The organism is Parageobacillus thermoglucosidasius, from assembly GCF_001295365.1.
GTDB lineage: Bacteria > Bacillota > Bacilli > Bacillales > Anoxybacillaceae > Parageobacillus > Parageobacillus thermoglucosidasius.
The window spans coordinates 1,186,475-1,201,239 of record NZ_CP012712.1; the positions used below are offsets into that span (position 1 = coordinate 1,186,475).

Sequence of the window (14,765 nt, forward strand, 5' to 3'; positions counted from 1 at the left end):
TTTATTTCATAAACTTTCCCTTAAAAAGGGTATTCATTATTTTTATCGGTTTTTTTTTTATAAATAGTTAAATAATTATGATAACATCAATGGGTGCTAAAATCGGTCTTGACATTCACTCACCATTAATTATCTTATGCGGAAAGCGTAGCGCGATTAACGCTGCAATTGCTTATGCCAAACAACAAAAAAGCGGGATAAAGGAAGGGGGAGGGAAAATTTTGCCCCTCAAGTTTCTCCCTATCCTCATTGTGTGGTTTTATTTTTTTGATTTGGATGTAACAGGTTGGAAAAACGGGAAATATAACGTCTTTGTAAAAGCAGTTTGAAAATAAATATCAGAAAAATTGTAGTTATGCTATAATTCAATTAAATTTATTTTTTATGGAAGGATTTTGAATGAATGTTCTGGAAGTCTGTCAAGAGAGAAGGAGTAGATAATTGTGGGAATAACTTCAACTTTATTATTCAAAGAGCTTCGCACTAAAGAAGAAATTTTAGCTGGATTTTCGGTAATGAAGCATTTACGGACTCATCTTGATGAAAATTCGTATCTTGAGTTGGTGCTGGAAGCGCAGCAAAAAGAAGGATATCGATTAGTTGCTCTTTATGATCATGGCAAGATGGTGGCCATTACCGGATTTATGCCGATGATTACTTTGTACAACGGCCGCTTTATTTGGGTGTGCGATTTAGTTACAGCACCAAGTGAGCGGTCAAAGGGATATGGAGAAAAACTTTTGTCCTATGTACATCAATGGGCTGAAGAGAACGGTTATGGCATCGTCTCTCTGTCTTCTGGTTTACAGCGCGTTGACGCACATCGTTTTTATGAAGAAAAAATGCAATACGATAAAGTAAGCTACGTATTCTTGAAAAGATTATCAGAGTAACAACCAGCGGTATGAATGGCCCGTTTTGTCAATTAGTTTGGGTTATCGTCCATTTCATCATGTTCTCGATGGCAATGTATTTTTCCATGAAAAAGCGATTTCGCTTCCGTGGGCGTCAGTTGGAATTTCCATTTTTTCCGGCAATCCGGAGATATTATGGAGGATGAACATGGTTTGTATGTATTAAGGTGTTTCTAAGCTTTCGAAAGGAATAATCATAAAAGCAGGAGCTGAAAAAAATGGGCTGGATTATATTAATCGTTGGTCTGCTTCTCATGGGAGGCGTTATGGACTTTATCGCCAAAAAAAGAAACATAAATATAGATCCTGAAGAAGGGGCAAAAAATGTTTCAGATTCTGAAAGAATTTATGTAGAGACTTATATGCATGGTGCTAAACAAAATCATGACAATATTCCTTTTTTATAAACTTTCTTGAGGAAAAACGAATTTTCTTCCATCATTTGCGGCAGTGAAGGAATGTGGAATGGGTCTGATGGAAGCGTCACTTCCTAATGTTTTTGTTGCAGCAAAAGGGATGTGCAGCGAATGGATGAACTTGGAACACATCTTCATTGTTGTGTAACCCGCTCCGTTCCGCAAACTTCGGCACTAGAAGCAGAAGCGGTTTTTGCTGTTGGCTTTTCCAGGATTCGATCGCCAACCATCGCATAAGCGTTCATACTGGGTGTGTTCAATGGATGAAAGGGGTATCCCTTGTGAAGGTTACCCCGGTTTTTTTATGTTATTTTTGCGTTTGCAATTGATATTGTGGTTCTAGCATTGTTCCATATTTTTCATAATTGACATGCCAAGCGAATGCTTTTTCAAGAACGTGTGGCGTATGGCCGCCGCGCTTAAGCGCTTCCTTGAAGTATTCGCGCAACTGCGGACGGTAAGACGGATGCGCGCAATTTTCAATGATAAGAGGCGCTCGTTCCATTGGCGCCAGCCCGCGAAGGTCGGCATAGCCATACTCTGTGATGATCACATCAACGTCATGTTCGGTATGGTCCACGTGTGATACGAATGGAACAATGCTGGAAATAGCCCCGTTTTTTGCAATCGATTTTGTCACGAAAATGGTAAGGCGCGCATTGCGGGCAAAGTCGCCTGAACCGCCGATGCCGTTCATCATGTTTGTGCCGCGAACATGCGTTGAATTAACATTTCCGTATATATCCGCTTCCAAGGCGGTGTTAATGGAAATGAGCCCGAGACGGCGAATGATTTCTGGATGGTTAGAAATTTCTTGAGGGCGAAGGATAAGTTTGCCCCGGTAAGCATCCAAATTGGAATACACTTGTTTCATTTTGTTCTGCGACAAAGTAATAGAACAGCCGGAAGCGAATCGGACTTTTCCCGCGTCAATGAGATCAAACATAGCATCTTGAAGAACTTCTGAATAAACTTCTAAATTAGAAAATTCTGAATCTAACAAGCCGTAAAGGACAGCGTTTGCAACAGAACCTATGCCTGCCTGAATCGGCGCCAAATGTTCGGAGAGTCTCCCGGCTGCCACTTCTTTTCGGAGAAAATGGATTAAATGGTTTGCGATCGCAGCCGTTTCCGCATCTGGAGGTACGATTGTCGATGGCGAATCAGGCTGGTTTGTCAGAATGATTCCAATAATTTTATCCTCATCCACTGGAATGCCAATCGTGCCGATTCGGTCGTCCACTTTTGTCAAAGGTATCGGGTTTCGTTCGCCTTGTTTGCCGGCTTCATAAATGTCATGAAGTCCTTTCAGCGCCTTTGGCTGGGCTGTGTTTAATTCGACAATAACGTGTCTGGCTTTGTTCACGAAGATCGATGAATTTCCTACGGAAGTTGAAGGAATGATCATTCCGTCTTCAGTTATTGCAATCGCTTCCACAATTGCAAAATCGATAGGATTTAATACGTCTGCACGCACTAGTTCCGCCGTATGTGATAAATGTTGATCAATAAACAAAATTTCCCTTTCGTTAATTTTTTTGCGCATTACAGAATCGGCCTGGAACGGAAGACGCTTGTTGACGATTCCTGCTTCTGCCATCATTTTGTCCACGTCCGAGCCAAGTGAAGCGCCTGTATATACGTTTACTTTTAAAGGTTGTTGTTTTGCTTTCTCGATCAATGCATAAGGGACTGCTTTGGCATCGCCAGCGCGGGTAAATCCGCTCAAGCCGAGCGTCATGCCGTCTTTTATCCATGAAGCAGCTGTTTCTGCCGTTACAATTCGCTTTCTTAAACGCGGATTGGCGATGAGTTCAGAAATGTGTTGATCCAATGCCTATCTCACCTCTTTGTTTTTTGAAAATATTCTAGCAATTAGCTTATCAAAAATCATTGGAAATGGAATAAAAGGGCTTTCTTTGTAACTAAAAAAGAATTTTTTATACATAAACAAGAAAAATGTGAAAATGGATAGCCGTCAGATCAACAGGGTGCAGATTGGCGAAAACAACGGAAGAATAAAAAGAGCCCACTTTTTTGCGTGAGCTCTGTCTGAATAGAGGCATCGCCGGAAAGAAAGCGGGGGAGGCTATGGAATTAAAAGCCGAGCAGTTTCCGGAAATGGCTTGCATATGTTTGGCTGACGGGCACCCTTGAACCGTCCTTCATCATCAGCAAAAAAGTGGAGTGCGAATCGGGATGAATCTCTGCAATGTAATGAATGTTAATGATATATGAACGGTGGCAGCGAAGAAATATATCGTCAGGAAGGGAAAATTCTAGCTCTGTTAAGTTATATTTGTGGTATCCTTCACCATAACTTGATTTTACGAATGTTTTTCGGTTTTGTGCTTCTAAATAGATAACGTTTTCAAAAGGGACAGGAATCCAGCGGTCTGCTGTGCGGATTGTTAAATACGGCATGGAAAGCGCTGGCTTTCTCGGCAATATTGCAGTAACGCAGCCTTTCGGGGCGCCATCGTCCAAAATTGGGACGGATATCCCAAAGTAAGGCACGCCAAAAACGCGGCTGTCTTTTTGCTCTGCAATTTTCCGTTGAATGGTCAACGCTTTGTAAGTCACCGATTCCGGTTTGATTTTGTCTCCGGGGCGGATTTTTAGATCGATCTGTTTGCTCGGCTGGTAATAAATGTAGCGCTTGTCATCAGAAATGACAAAAGACGCTTCTATCGGAAATAGTTCGTTCATCACTTTGGCGATAGAGGAAACAGTGAATGAATCCATACGATCACCCCTAGTGCACAGTCTGCCACTTTACTTCGCTGGAAGCGGGGTTCGGCGGCTTGCACGCTCTGCATACAATCCTTTTTTGCGCACAGCTTTCATATTGGATGAGGTCGTTTGTGCATCATTATAGCATATATATTGCGCGCATATAAAGCGAAGGTAAAGAAAATTGCAATAATAAAAAATTAAGAAATATTTTTAGAAAATTTTTAGTTATTATGTTTATAATTTTAGTAGACATACTATTTATTTTATGTGAGGGGAAAGGGAAATGAACACACAATTTATCGCTGGGCATGCGCGTCTTCCGGCGGGAATGGCGGCAAAAAGCATGTATGATACGCTGACAATCACGGCGGAGATTGATAAAAAGTACGGGGTGATCGTCGATGCCTCATGCACGCTGGCGACAGAGCACGGGCGCGATTATGTCACCCGCTTGCTTAAAGGCCATTCGCTGAGGGACGGGATTGATCCCATTTTGGAGCAGTTGAATGAAGGGTATTTAGGAAAAGCGAATTCGGCGCTATGCGCGGCTCTTAAAGATTTGCACAAGCAATATTGCAAAATGCGCGCGGAAAATGCGCAATAAAAAAGCCCTCGAGGATGAACGAGGGCTTACAATGTGACGGACTCCGGGCTCCAAGCAGGAAGCGTTTTGCGAAGAGGTTTATCGACACGGTATCCAAGCGCGTATTCCGCTTGCATAATCGTATGAATTTCCCGCGTTCCTTCGTAGATGACCGGCGCTTTCGAATTGCGCAAGTAGCGTTCGACAGGATATTCGTTCGAGTAACCGTACGCGCCATGAATTTGGACGGCGTCGTCGGCCGCTTGATTGGCGAAGTCGCACGCGATCCATTTTGCGAGCGACGCTTCTCTCGTTGTGCGCCGGCCTTGATTTTTCAAAAAGCCCACTTTATAAACGAGCAAGCGGCTGATTTGCAATCCTGCTTCCATTTTCGCGATCATTTGCTGCACAAGCTGATGTCTCCCGATTTCTTTTCCAAATGTTTTGCGCTCATGGCAATATTTTATGCTTGCTTCGAGACAAGCCATGATGAGGCCGACCGCGCCAGCGGCAACGGTAAATCTTCCGTTGTCCAACGCGGACATCGCGATTTTAAATCCTTCGCCCTCTTCGCCGAGCAGATTTTCTTTCGGAACGCGAACGTTGTCGAAGAATAGCTCCCCCGTGTTGCCGGCGCGAATACCAAGCTTTCCTTTTATCGCTTTTGATGAAAAGCCCGGCATTGTCCGTTCGACGATGAAAGCGGAGATACCGCGGTGTTTTTTCGATTTATCGGTGTAGGCGAACACGATAAAGTGATCGGCGATGTCACAAAGGGAAATCCATGTTTTTTGCCCATTTAAGATGTAGTCATCTCCGTCGCGGACGGCAGTGGTGGAAATGCTGGCGACATCTGATCCGGCGTTTGGCTCTGTTAGCGCGAATGCGCCGATTTTTTCACCTTTTGCTTGCGGAACAAGATATTTTTGTTTTTGTTCTTCCGTGCCCCATTGCAACAAGGTTAAGCTGTTTAAGCCAGTGTGCACGGAAACGGCGGTGCGAAACGCGGTATCCCCCCGTTCCAGCTCTTCACAAACAATGGCGAGCGAGTTGTAATCCATGCCCATTCCCCCGTATTTTTCCGGGATGCAGACCCCCATTAGATTCAACTCGGCAAGCCGTTTCAAAATGCTTGGCTCAAAATATCCGCGCTCATCCCATTCTTTGATGTACGGCATAATTTCTTTGTCGACAAATTTGCGCACAGTGCTGCGAAGCATTTCTTGTTCTGGAGTAAAATCGAAATTCATCATCATCCATTCTCCTCCGTTTCATTCATGATTTCTTTTATAACTTCGTCATTGTGCTCTCCGGCAAGCGGAGGCGGCAGACGGTACGATACTTTTGTATCCGATAGTTTGATCGGACTTCCGACAAGCTGCAGCGGCCCGATCTTGCCATGATGCATCGTAATGACCATGTCGCGGGCCAGCGTCTGCGGATGTTGGAACAACTGCTCAAGATTTTGCACTGGTCCGCACGGTATTCCTTTTTGATCAAGTAAACGCTTCCATTCGGCCCGCGTTCGCTTTTTCGTTTCCTCGTTGATTCGCTTGTTAAGCTCCTCGCGGTGGGCGACGCGGCCAGGGTTTGTTTGAAAACGCGGATCCATCCCGATCGTCGGGTCGGAAAGAAGTTCGCAAAACGCTTGAAATTGCCTGTCGTTCCCGACAGCGATGACGATAGGACCGTCGCTTGCTTCATACGTTGAGTATGGAACGATATTCGGATGTTCGTTTCCTAACGGTGCCGGCACATTGCCGGACATTAAATAGTTGGCGGCAACGTTGACGAGCGCGCTGATCGCCGAATCGAATAAAGAAAGATCAATTTTTTGCCCGCGTCCCGTTTTCATGCGGGCGAGAAGGGCCGCTTCGATAGCGATCGCCGCGTACAAACCGGTAAAGACGTCGGTAATGGCCACACCGACTTTCAGCGGTCCGGATGAAGGAGTGCCGTTAATGCTCATCCATCCGCTCATTGCTTGGATAATATAATCATATCCCGGTAAATGGCGGTACGGGCCTGTCTCGCCAAACCCGGTAATCGAGCAGTAAATAAGGCGTGGATTTAACGAGGATAGTTCATCATAGCCAAGCCCGAACTTTTCCATCGTTCCCGTTTTAAAATTGTGAATGATGACATCCGTTGTTTTGGCAAGGCGGCGGATGATTGTTTTTCCTTTTTCTTCTTTCAAATTAACGGTAATGCTGCGCTTGTTGCGATTGACTGCGGTGTAATATGCGCTCATTCCATTTTGGAAGGGAGGCCCCCAAAATCTTGTATCATCAGATCCGCCCGGCGCTTCGACTTTAATCACGTCGGCGCCAAGGTCGCCTAAAATCATTGTGGCATAGGGACCTGCGAGGACGCGCGTCATATCTAAAATGCGCACGCCGTCTAGCGCGCCTGGCATTTGTTCACCTCCTGTCTGTGCGGATGAAAAAAGCCGGCTCCTTTTCTTCGCGAAGAAAGGAACCGGCTTTTACGACCTGAGGGAGCACTTCGGCAAAGAAGTGCTGATCAGATCGATGCAGTTCTTTATCCATATAAAATTGTCGCTTCATCATCAGGTAATGCCGTCCGCTGGCGTCAGCCGCGAAGCCGACGGGAGACGGCTGTTACATTTATTATACAAAACTAATGAATAATTGTAAATAGTTTTTAAATTCAGAATTAAAAATTATTTACGTTATTTTTTTTATTCTTCGGCAGTGATGGTTCTTATATACCTGATAAGATGGGTGGATGATTCGGCGGATGGATATTCTCTTTCCTGCACTTCTTTCACGGCGGCAGCTTGAATTGCCGCGCTTTTTCAAGGAGAATTGTTGCTGATTTCGCCGCCTTTTTGATTGGAACGAAATGGTCTGGCTGACCCCAGCTGCGCTGAGTTTTTTATCAATGGATTCAACAGGTATATGAAGCAATTCGGAAAGTTCTTTTTTGATCGTTTCACGGACCATTGGATCTGCTGTTTCCGCGCTGAGGCGGCGGAATGATCGGTGGTGTAAAGCGATTCCGCCAATGTATAGAAAAAGTCGCTTGTCTATTTTATCATTAAATTATATGTTAGAAACGCGATTAATATATAAATGTAAGGGGAATGAGGCGTTTTTTCAAATAACGATAAGGCGAGGAAGTGATGGTGTATGTTTCATGTTCTTGTAACGTTAGATGCGAATTATATTCCACCGCTAAAAGTGTTAATGAATTCGTTATTTCGCAATAATACAAAATCTTTTTCTTTTTATCTTCTTTATTCGCGCATTCCGGAAATGGAAATAGAGTCTTTGCAGCATTTTGCCGGGCAACAAGGGCATCAACTTATTCCGATTTATGTCGATCCGCAATTGTTTGCCGACGCTCCTGTGTTTCGCCATTATACTTCGGAAATGTATTATCGTCTTGCTGCACATCAGTTTTTGCCGCAGGAGCTGGACCGCGTTTTATATCTTGATCCAGACATTGTCGCGATTAATCCGATCGATGATTTGTATGATATGGATTTTGAAGGGAATATGTTTATCGCCGCCGAGCATACCCATTCCACGAAAGTGGCGAATTTATTTAACAAATTGAGGCTGAAGACCCCAAATGCGAAGGGATACTTTAACACTGGCGTCATGCTGATGAACTTGTCATTAATGAGAAAAGAGGTCCGCTTGGAAGATATTTATCAGTTTATTCGTGAGAATCGGTTTAAGCTGGTGCTTCCGGACCAAGATGTGTTAAATGGTTTATATTGGGACAAAATTAAGCCGGTTGACTGTTATCGTTATAATTACGATGCTCGTTATTACGACATGATTCAATTGTTCCCGAATCCAAAGCACGATTTGCATTGGATTCGGGAAAATACGGTGTTTATTCATTACTGCGGGAAAGATAAGCCGTGGAAAGAAAATTATAAAGGGGAACTTGGGTTGTTTTACAAGCAGTATAGCGATATTTTGGAATTGGAAGAAGAAAAAGCCTAAAAGCAGCGGCAAAAGCTGCCTTTAGGCGTTATTTTTTGCGCGCTTTGTTTTGGCGGATGCCGGCTGCTTGCGCGCGCGCCGTTTCTTCTAATTGTGCGTGATCCGCAAATTCGCTGGAATATTCCGCATCCAGTTTGTCGGATTTCAGCTGTTTCGGAACTTGCGGCAAAGTCGCTTTGTTTTTGTCACGTGTTTTTCGTCCGCGGGATCGCCCCATCCATCCATTCCTCCTAAGCGATAATGTTTCCACTTTGCAGGATGGCTCTTATGCGAAAAAGCATAATAACCATATTTTCTGTAGTTTACTTTTTCGCCGCATAGCCGCCTGCTTGGTCGGCCAATTTAAAGTCGCGGGCATACGCTATTTCTTGCGCTCTCGTTAACGCGCTTTTTGTTTTTTCGCTTTTTCGTTTTTCCGCCATTAGCTGCCCCTCACTTTTGCAAAATTTATTTTAAGTTTTTCCGCCGTTTGTTCATTTTATGCATGCAAAATATAAAACGGGCTGTTTTTGGAACAGCCCGTTTATGCTTCTTTGCGCTGTTCGCCATTGATGGAAGAAGGATGGCGAAGCGTATACAGCGTATAATTATCTTTTGTAATTTCGTACAGATTGTATATATCCGCTCCGATTTGTTCAAGCAAGCTTTTTCTTGTCTCGTTTGCTGGCGTAACATACGGCAATTTTTCTGCCGCCTTAATGGAGCGGGTGTTGATTTTGCGAATGCGCATAAACACCGTTTCGATGGAAAGCTCGTAAAACAGTTCTTGAAAAAATGCCTCTTTCGCACGGCGGTTGTACCCTTGCCCGTGATACGGCTTTCCAAGCCATGTGCCTAAAAATCCGGCGTTATCTTGTATATCAAATAAGCTTATCGTGCCGATTGGATTGCCCCATTCATCTAAAACGGTGCGGGAAATAAGTTCACCGCGCTCTTCTGCTTCAATTGTTTGTTTCGTCATAAACAAAAATTCTTCGTACGAGCTCGCTTTTTGGCGCACGAAAGGGAAGACGTCCGGGTGCACCATCAGCTCGTAAAGCGCATGGCAATCTTGCAGTTCCCGTTTTTTGAGCATACTTTTCCCTCCTTATATCGAGGGCAGTTTACTTGTGGGCGAAACCACCCTCGAAATTTTTTAATATATATTCATCAAAAAATTTCGGGGTGGGAATCGAACCCACTAGAACCAGCGGATTCCGCTAGTGGCGCACCATTTGCCTTCCCTTTGTTTCATCGGTATCTGATTGTGGGCAAAGCATCGGTTGAAGTCTTTACAATCATACACGATGATCAAGAAAAAAGAAATAGGTTTTTTATTAAATTTTTTTGTATAATTTTTTAACAATGAATCGTTACGTTGCTAATAAATCGGCCAAACTTTTCTCCAGCGTCGGGAAAGAGAAAATAAACCCAGCTTCCAGCAGTTTTTTCGGAATGACCCGCTGTCCTTCAGTAACAAGCATGCTCATTTCACCAAGGAAGGCGTGCAGCATTGTTCTTGGCACACGAAGCCAATGCGGGCGGCGAAGCACGCGGGCGGCCGTTTCGCCAAATTGTTCCATACGGACTGGAGACGGAGCGGTCATATTGATCGGTCCAGCGAGCTCCTCATGATCGATGATATAAGCGATGGCGCGGACCACATCGGCAATATGAATCCAAGAAATCCATTGCTGTCCTGAGCCGATGGGGCCGCCGATGTAAAAGCGATAAGGAAGAACCATTTTTGGAAGCGCCCCACCGCTTTTGCCAAGAACGACACCAAAGCGCGCCATTACTGTGCGAACTCCTAACAACTCTGCTTGTTGCGCTTCTTTTTCCCACTTCGCTACAGTTTGTGCGAGAAAATCGCTGCCAATCACTGGATTTTCTTCTGTGAAAGAAGCGGTAAGCGAAGTGCCGTAAATGCCGATGGCGCTCGCATTAATAAATACGCCAGGAGGGGATGGCAATGCTTTAATCCGTTCAATCATCCATTGGGTCGTGGAGACACGGCTATGGACAATGCGTTTTTTCTGCTTTTTTGTCCATCTTCTGCGGTTAATCGGTTCGCCGGCTAAATTAATCACGGCGTCAAAGGCAGGAAAATCTGTTGCGGGACGACTTTCAGGTGTGCATAACACATAGCGGATATTAGAAGAGGAAGATGGTTTAGGATGTCGCGTCAATATATAAATGGTGTGGCCTTGTGACTCAAGGTGTTCCGAAAGCGCTTTCCCGATAAATCCAGTTCCGCCGGCAATGGCGATATTCATCTCATTCCCTCCCAGTCTTGTCTTAGTTAATTATTTCGCTTTTCGTGTACCGGATTCCTTCCGTATGTTACGATAAAAAATGGAGGGAAAATCAATGGGTATCATAACAAATATAGCCGTTCAGCCAAACAGCCACGAGCGTTTTCGCGTCACGATGCAAAGAGAAAATGGAGAAATCGACGTTATTACCGTTGATCAAGACGTGCTGCTGCAATTCCGCCTGAAAAAAGGAATGAAGATCGATGAGGAACTCTTACAAGAAATAGTATATGCCGATCAAGTCAAAAAAACGTATAATCAGGCTTTACATTTTTTATCGCACCGCATGCGGTCTGAACACGAGGTAATCCATCATTTGGCGAAAAGAGGCGCGCCTGAAGATGTGATTGCAAAAGTGTTGCATAAACTGCGCGAGAACAAATATGTTGATGATCGCGAATTTGCGTTTGCTTATGTTCGGACGCAAAAACAAACGACTGCAAAAGGTCCGTATGTTATTCGCAAAGAACTTGAAAAGTTAGGAGTTGCGGCGGAATGGATTGAGCAAAGCATCGCGATGTATTCATTTGACGAACAAGTGAAAACAGCGCGATCGCTTTGCGAAAAAGCCAGAAAACAACGGGCAAAACAGTCTTTGCGGCAATGGAAATATCAGGTTGAGCAGCTTTTATATCGAAAAGGATTCCCACAGGAAGTCATCGATCAGGTGCTGTCGCCAGAACGGGATGCAAAGGAAGAGCAGGAGTGGGAAGCTTTAGAGTATCAAGGAAGGAAAGCGCACCGCCGCTATGAAAAATACGATGGCCCGGTGTACGAGCAAAAAATGAAGCAGGCTCTGTACCGGAAAGGTTTCCCGCTGGAGATGATCGAGCAATTTTTAAACAAATTAAAGGAAGAGAAGGATTAAGATAAAATCATTTCGTTTTGCCCATGTTCTAATGCGATAATTTGTTTTGCTATTTCTTTAGGAGAACGAAGCCGCAAACGATCTTTTATATGATCCGATCCATGCCAGAATGGGGTGTCCATACCTCCCATGTACACAGCGGTAACCGAAATATTCGTTCCTTCCAGCTCTTTAGTCAAGCTTTCGCTAAAGCCGCGAATCGCGAATTTTGTCGCGGCATAGACGGATTCGTTCACTTTGCCGCGTAAGCCGGCAGTCGAAATAATATTGATAATTTTTGCTTTTGGCATCGTCAGAAAATATGGCAAAAACGCTTTCGTCATATAAATGGTCCCATTGACGTTCGTTTGAATCATATCGTCAATTTGTTGCACGGAAAGCGAAGAAAGCGGCCCGAAATGACCGATGCCAGCGTTATTCACAAGACACGTAACACGATGATGTTTCGCGATCATATCGACTGTGTTAACAACATCTTCGTAACGGCGGATATCAAGGGAATAGGCAAACGCTTTTCCGCCAAGCTGATTGATTTCCTGCACTACGTCTAAAAGAGGGGATATCCGTCTGCCAAGGGCGATGACAGTATGGCCTTGCCCGGCATATTGCAATGCCAATTCTTTCCCTAACCCTGTACCGGCCCCGGTAATAGCAATAACATCCATTGGCTGTCTCTCCATTCTGTTGGATTGTCGTTTTTATCATATAATAAAACCAAAGGGGGAACAATGATGAAAGCTCTAGGAGAACAAAAGCGTTATAGTGAAATGACGGAACAAGAATTGCATCAAGAAATCGCGGCATTAACGGAAAAAGCGCGCAAAGCGGAACAAATGGGGATGGTGAATGAATACGCCGTATATGAAAGAAAAATCGCGATGGCAAAAGCGTATTTGCTTGACCCCAATGATTTTCAGCCGGGCGAAATATATGAAATCGAGGGAGATCCGGGAGAATATTTTAAAGTGCGCTATTTGAAAGGAGTATTTGCTTGGGGATACCGGCTGAAAGGAAACGGAGAAGAAGAAGCGCTGCCGATTTCGTTGTTGAAAAAGCCGAAATTGTCGTAAAAAGAACCTAGAGAATAAAGGAATTCTCTAGGTCCGATTCGCTACGAGCGTTTCCGCGTTTCACGCTCAAGGATAATTAAGTTAAGCGCTTGTTGGGTTTCACCGTTCACTTGCGAGTAGGCGTGTTTTGGATTCGCCCATGGCTGCTGGAAAGGGTTGGAGTATAAGTTATCATAAAACATTTTGCGCGGATGGTGACCCATGGCAGAACACCTCGCAATGTTTAAAAGTTGTCGTCTCGTTTGCCGGAAGCGTGCATGCGTTCTTGTGGATGGGTGTTAGTTGTGCCGTTTGCCCGTTTTGAAGCGTACTCCGCTTTTGCGCGAGGTTCGCCTTCAAATTTGTTATTGTTTTGGTTTGGAAAGTTGCGTTCTTTATTCCGCATCGCACATTCCCCCATTTGCAATTGCTCGTGTTGGCAGCCAACACGTATTTTTATTATGAGGTTGTTTTGCCATCTTAATGTTTTGAAATTGTTGGCATGAGAGGTGAAAAAATGATGATGAACGAATATTTTGAACGACTGACGAATTATTTGCTCGAGAAAAATCCAGCCCTTGCTTATGCCCAAGCAAGAACGTGGGTCGAATTATTATGGGAAGATTTCGAAACGACATATGCCCGCGCCGGACATGAGTATAGAGGCAAAGAGATGACGGAAAAGGTGGTGCGCCAATGGATAGACCGGTATGGAGCAACATTGCATGAATTTCAAGCGACAAATCCGAAATATAAACATTTGCTAAATCGCAATGATTATTTAAAACATTGACAATAGGCGGCTGTTTTAAAACAACCGCCTATTTTTATCAGTTTGGAATGAGATTCAGTTTTTTTCGCAATTTTCCTTCGCTGAAAATCCAGCCGGTATACGAACTGACAATATTTAAATCGCGGTCCAGCTGCACCGCGGCGACAAATGGATAATAGCCTTTGCTGCGATAGCGCAAATCCGTAAACCGCACTTCATAATGGTTATTATATTCACGGAGCTCCCACCGGTAGACGGGGGAAAAGGACAAAAAGGCGGCAACATTTTCGTCCTTTTTCGCCGCTTCGATGACAGGGTCATCAGGAAGCGGACATTTTTTAAATTGGTCTAGTATATGAATATGGCCGTTTTTGGCAAATCCCACGTAAAAGCGGTCTTTCGCGGTAATCGCTAAATGCCATTTACGGAAACGAAATGTCGGGACGGTAATAATGCATTCGACATTTGGAATTTTTGCATGAACAGCATGTTTAATCTTCACCTGCTGGCGGAATCGTATGATGTAATAAATGGCGATGATTGCGTAAATCGTTAAAAAGGTGTAACCAGGATGGGTTCCGAGAAACAATAAGCCGATGCCAATTAAATGTAAAGCAAAAATGACCGGGTCAAATGTGTTAATGACGCCAAGCGCGATCCATTTTTTTGTAAACGGGCGCAGCGCTTGCGTGCCGTAGGCGTTGAAAATGTCGACAAACACGTGAACAGCAACGGAAATGAATGTCCATAGCCATAAGTGAAATACGTTGACGTTTGGATAAAAGAAAACGATGATGCCCGTAATGAATAACGGCCATAGCCATACGGCGGGAAGCGAGTGGGTAATTCCGCGATGGTTGCGGATATATTTTGCGTTGTTTCGCAATTTTAAAACCGTATCGATATCCGGCGCTTGGGAGCCGGATAATGTTCCGAGCAGCACAGCGTGTGACAAAAAGGGATCATGTGCGACAGCAGGATCCAATGTGGCAATGCTGCCTAGCGCTACCCCCATCAAAATGTGCGTGCCTGTATCCAATTGCAGTAAGCCTCCTTTGTTTGCCTCTCCAATTAGTATGTCCCGTTTAAACGATCGAGAATGAAAAACGAAGAATTCTTTGTATTGTCAGTGTAACATATTCCGCATTTGTTC

21 protein-coding genes are annotated in these 14,765 nt (G+C 44.3%); 8 read left to right on the forward strand and 13 right to left on the reverse strand.

The features are described from left to right. Positions 1 to 89: 89 nt before the first annotated feature. From AOT13_RS05770 to AOT13_RS05780, 3 genes are all read left to right on the forward strand, one after another. Positions 90 to 329 (forward strand): hypothetical protein, encoded by a 240-nt coding sequence (locus tag AOT13_RS05770; protein ID WP_042385454.1) that lies wholly within the window; start codon positions 90 to 92, stop codon positions 327 to 329. A 114-nt stretch (positions 330 to 443) separates the two neighbouring features. Then, positions 444 to 893 carry a GNAT family N-acetyltransferase gene (locus AOT13_RS05775; protein WP_042385451.1) on the forward strand — a complete coding sequence of 150 codons (450 nt, stop codon included), beginning with the start codon at positions 444 to 446 and terminating at the stop codon, positions 891 to 893. A gap of 239 nt (positions 894 to 1,132) precedes the next feature. Continuing rightward, positions 1,133 to 1,321 carry a hypothetical protein gene (locus AOT13_RS05780; protein WP_013401627.1) on the forward strand — a complete coding sequence of 63 codons (189 nt, stop codon included), beginning with the start codon at positions 1,133 to 1,135 and terminating at the stop codon, positions 1,319 to 1,321. A 316-nt stretch (positions 1,322 to 1,637) separates the two neighbouring features. Here the strand turns inward: AOT13_RS05780 and scpC are convergent, their stop codons facing one another. Next, positions 1,638 to 3,164 (reverse strand): succinyl-CoA:acetate CoA-transferase ScpC, encoded by a 1,527-nt coding sequence (gene scpC, locus AOT13_RS05785; protein WP_042385448.1) that lies wholly within the window; start codon positions 3,162 to 3,164, stop codon positions 1,638 to 1,640. Positions 3,165 to 3,427: 263 nt separating this feature from the next. Further along, positions 3,428 to 4,075 carry a LytTR family DNA-binding domain-containing protein gene (locus AOT13_RS05790; protein ID WP_042385445.1) on the reverse strand — a complete coding sequence of 216 codons (648 nt, stop codon included), beginning with the start codon at positions 4,073 to 4,075 and terminating at the stop codon, positions 3,428 to 3,430. A gap of 274 nt (positions 4,076 to 4,349) precedes the next feature. Between AOT13_RS05790 and AOT13_RS05795 the strand changes: the two genes are divergently transcribed. Then, positions 4,350 to 4,670, forward strand: a complete 321-nt coding sequence (locus AOT13_RS05795; RefSeq protein ID WP_003252854.1) for a DUF3870 domain-containing protein — start codon at positions 4,350 to 4,352, stop codon at positions 4,668 to 4,670. Positions 4,671 to 4,696: 26 nt separating this feature from the next. Here the strand turns inward: AOT13_RS05795 and AOT13_RS05800 are convergent, their stop codons facing one another. The 3 genes from AOT13_RS05800 to AOT13_RS20035 all read right to left on the reverse strand — a co-directional run bounded on the left by AOT13_RS05800 (position 4,697) and on the right by AOT13_RS20035 (position 7,615). Continuing rightward, a complete protein-coding gene (locus AOT13_RS05800; RefSeq protein ID WP_173662696.1) occupies positions 4,697 to 5,902 on the reverse strand; it encodes an acyl-CoA dehydrogenase family protein in 1,206 nt (401 codons plus the stop codon). Continuing rightward, entirely contained in the window at positions 5,902 to 7,065 is a 1,164-nt protein-coding gene (locus tag AOT13_RS05805; RefSeq protein ID WP_042385442.1) for a CaiB/BaiF CoA transferase family protein, read from the reverse strand. Before AOT13_RS05805 ends, AOT13_RS05800 begins: the two co-directional genes overlap by 1 nt. Positions 7,066 to 7,336: 271 nt before the next feature. Further along, complete coding sequence (locus tag AOT13_RS20035; RefSeq protein WP_155267353.1) at positions 7,337 to 7,615, reverse strand: hypothetical protein; 279 nt, start codon at positions 7,613 to 7,615, stop codon at positions 7,337 to 7,339. A 186-nt stretch (positions 7,616 to 7,801) separates the two neighbouring features. On the opposite strand from AOT13_RS20035, the gene AOT13_RS05810 reads away from it, so the two are divergent. Then, positions 7,802 to 8,629, forward strand: coding sequence for a glycosyltransferase family 8 protein (locus AOT13_RS05810; RefSeq protein ID WP_003252848.1), 828 nt, complete (start codon positions 7,802 to 7,804; stop codon positions 8,627 to 8,629). 28 nt (positions 8,630 to 8,657) lie between these two features. Here the strand turns inward: AOT13_RS05810 and AOT13_RS05815 are convergent, their stop codons facing one another. The 4 genes from AOT13_RS05815 to AOT13_RS05825 form a co-directional block, all read right to left on the reverse strand. Continuing rightward, the gene (locus tag AOT13_RS05815; RefSeq protein WP_013401622.1) at positions 8,658 to 8,846 is read right to left on the reverse strand and encodes a YfhD family protein; all 189 of its coding nucleotides are present in this window, start codon (positions 8,844 to 8,846) and stop codon (positions 8,658 to 8,660) included. An 85-nt stretch (positions 8,847 to 8,931) separates the two neighbouring features. Beyond that, the gene (locus tag AOT13_RS19405; RefSeq protein ID WP_013401621.1) at positions 8,932 to 9,051 is read right to left on the reverse strand and encodes a YfhE family protein; all 120 of its coding nucleotides are present in this window, start codon (positions 9,049 to 9,051) and stop codon (positions 8,932 to 8,934) included. A 101-nt stretch (positions 9,052 to 9,152) separates the two neighbouring features. Continuing rightward, a complete protein-coding gene (locus tag AOT13_RS05820; RefSeq protein ID WP_013401620.1) occupies positions 9,153 to 9,704 on the reverse strand; it encodes a GNAT family N-acetyltransferase in 552 nt (183 codons plus the stop codon). Between the two features lie 277 nt (positions 9,705 to 9,981). Continuing rightward, a complete protein-coding gene (locus tag AOT13_RS05825) occupies positions 9,982 to 10,884 on the reverse strand; it encodes a TIGR01777 family oxidoreductase (protein WP_042385437.1) in 903 nt (300 codons plus the stop codon). A 94-nt stretch (positions 10,885 to 10,978) separates the two neighbouring features. Between AOT13_RS05825 and recX the strand changes: the two genes are divergently transcribed. After that, the gene (recX, locus tag AOT13_RS05830) at positions 10,979 to 11,791 is read left to right on the forward strand and encodes a recombination regulator RecX (protein ID WP_013401618.1); all 813 of its coding nucleotides are present in this window, start codon (positions 10,979 to 10,981) and stop codon (positions 11,789 to 11,791) included. On the opposite strand, the gene AOT13_RS05835 is transcribed toward recX, so the two are convergent. Then, positions 11,788 to 12,456 (reverse strand): SDR family NAD(P)-dependent oxidoreductase, encoded by a 669-nt coding sequence (locus tag AOT13_RS05835; protein WP_013401617.1) that lies wholly within the window; start codon positions 12,454 to 12,456, stop codon positions 11,788 to 11,790. The genes recX and AOT13_RS05835 overlap by 4 nt on opposite strands. 66 nt (positions 12,457 to 12,522) lie before the next feature. On the opposite strand from AOT13_RS05835, the gene AOT13_RS05840 reads away from it, so the two are divergent. Continuing rightward, positions 12,523 to 12,861 (forward strand): YfhH family protein, encoded by a 339-nt coding sequence (locus AOT13_RS05840; protein WP_013401616.1) that lies wholly within the window; start codon positions 12,523 to 12,525, stop codon positions 12,859 to 12,861. A gap of 41 nt (positions 12,862 to 12,902) precedes the next feature. Here AOT13_RS05840 and AOT13_RS19410 read toward each other — a convergent pair whose 3' ends face one another. Next, entirely contained in the window at positions 12,903 to 13,064 is a 162-nt protein-coding gene (locus AOT13_RS19410; RefSeq protein WP_013401615.1) for a YpzG family protein, read from the reverse strand. Between the two features lie 20 nt (positions 13,065 to 13,084). Beyond that, the gene (locus AOT13_RS05845; protein ID WP_012749183.1) at positions 13,085 to 13,246 is read right to left on the reverse strand and encodes a small, acid-soluble spore protein K; all 162 of its coding nucleotides are present in this window, start codon (positions 13,244 to 13,246) and stop codon (positions 13,085 to 13,087) included. Positions 13,247 to 13,357: 111 nt separating this feature from the next. On the opposite strand from AOT13_RS05845, the gene AOT13_RS05850 reads away from it, so the two are divergent. Beyond that, positions 13,358 to 13,633 (forward strand): YfhJ family protein, encoded by a 276-nt coding sequence (locus AOT13_RS05850; protein WP_173662675.1) that lies wholly within the window; start codon positions 13,358 to 13,360, stop codon positions 13,631 to 13,633. A 37-nt stretch (positions 13,634 to 13,670) separates the two neighbouring features. Here the strand turns inward: AOT13_RS05850 and AOT13_RS05855 are convergent, their stop codons facing one another. After that, a complete protein-coding gene (locus AOT13_RS05855; protein WP_042385431.1) occupies positions 13,671 to 14,651 on the reverse strand; it encodes a metal-dependent hydrolase in 981 nt (326 codons plus the stop codon). Between the last annotated feature and the right edge of the window lie 114 nt (positions 14,652 to 14,765).

What these genes read in the sequence shown, in the direction of transcription:
- AOT13_RS05790 (WP_042385445.1), bottom strand. Translation starts at nt 4,075, where the DNA reads ATGGATTCATTCACTGTTTCCTCTATCGCCAAAGTGATGAACGAACTA.
- AOT13_RS05770 (WP_042385454.1), top strand. Translation starts at nt 90, where the DNA reads ATGGGTGCTAAAATCGGTCTTGACATTCACTCACCATTAATTATCTTA.
- AOT13_RS19410 (WP_013401615.1), bottom strand. Translation starts at nt 13,064, where the DNA reads ATGGGTCACCATCCGCGCAAAATGTTTTATGATAACTTATACTCCAAC.
- AOT13_RS05795 (WP_003252854.1), top strand. Translation starts at nt 4,350, where the DNA reads ATGAACACACAATTTATCGCTGGGCATGCGCGTCTTCCGGCGGGAATG.
- AOT13_RS05805 (WP_042385442.1), bottom strand. Translation starts at nt 7,065, where the DNA reads ATGCCAGGCGCGCTAGACGGCGTGCGCATTTTAGATATGACGCGCGTC.
- AOT13_RS20035 (WP_155267353.1), bottom strand. Translation starts at nt 7,615, where the DNA reads ATGGTCCGTGAAACGATCAAAAAAGAACTTTCCGAATTGCTTCATATA.
- AOT13_RS05825 (WP_042385437.1), bottom strand. Translation starts at nt 10,884, where the DNA reads ATGAATATCGCCATTGCCGGCGGAACTGGATTTATCGGGAAAGCGCTT.
- AOT13_RS19405 (WP_013401621.1), bottom strand. Translation starts at nt 9,051, where the DNA reads ATGGCGGAAAAACGAAAAAGCGAAAAAACAAAAAGCGCGTTAACGAGA.
- AOT13_RS05810 (WP_003252848.1), top strand. Translation starts at nt 7,802, where the DNA reads ATGTTTCATGTTCTTGTAACGTTAGATGCGAATTATATTCCACCGCTA.
- AOT13_RS05820 (WP_013401620.1), bottom strand. Translation starts at nt 9,704, where the DNA reads ATGCTCAAAAAACGGGAACTGCAAGATTGCCATGCGCTTTACGAGCTG.
- AOT13_RS05835 (WP_013401617.1), bottom strand. Translation starts at nt 12,456, where the DNA reads ATGGATGTTATTGCTATTACCGGGGCCGGTACAGGGTTAGGGAAAGAA.
- AOT13_RS05840 (WP_013401616.1), top strand. Translation starts at nt 12,523, where the DNA reads ATGAAAGCTCTAGGAGAACAAAAGCGTTATAGTGAAATGACGGAACAA.
- recX (WP_013401618.1), top strand. Translation starts at nt 10,979, where the DNA reads ATGGGTATCATAACAAATATAGCCGTTCAGCCAAACAGCCACGAGCGT.
- AOT13_RS05780 (WP_013401627.1), top strand. Translation starts at nt 1,133, where the DNA reads ATGGGCTGGATTATATTAATCGTTGGTCTGCTTCTCATGGGAGGCGTT.
- AOT13_RS05845 (WP_012749183.1), bottom strand. Translation starts at nt 13,246, where the DNA reads ATGCGGAATAAAGAACGCAACTTTCCAAACCAAAACAATAACAAATTT.
- AOT13_RS05850 (WP_173662675.1), top strand. Translation starts at nt 13,358, where the DNA reads ATGATGATGAACGAATATTTTGAACGACTGACGAATTATTTGCTCGAG.
- AOT13_RS05815 (WP_013401622.1), bottom strand. Translation starts at nt 8,846, where the DNA reads ATGGGGCGATCCCGCGGACGAAAAACACGTGACAAAAACAAAGCGACT.
- AOT13_RS05800 (WP_173662696.1), bottom strand. Translation starts at nt 5,902, where the DNA reads ATGATGAATTTCGATTTTACTCCAGAACAAGAAATGCTTCGCAGCACT.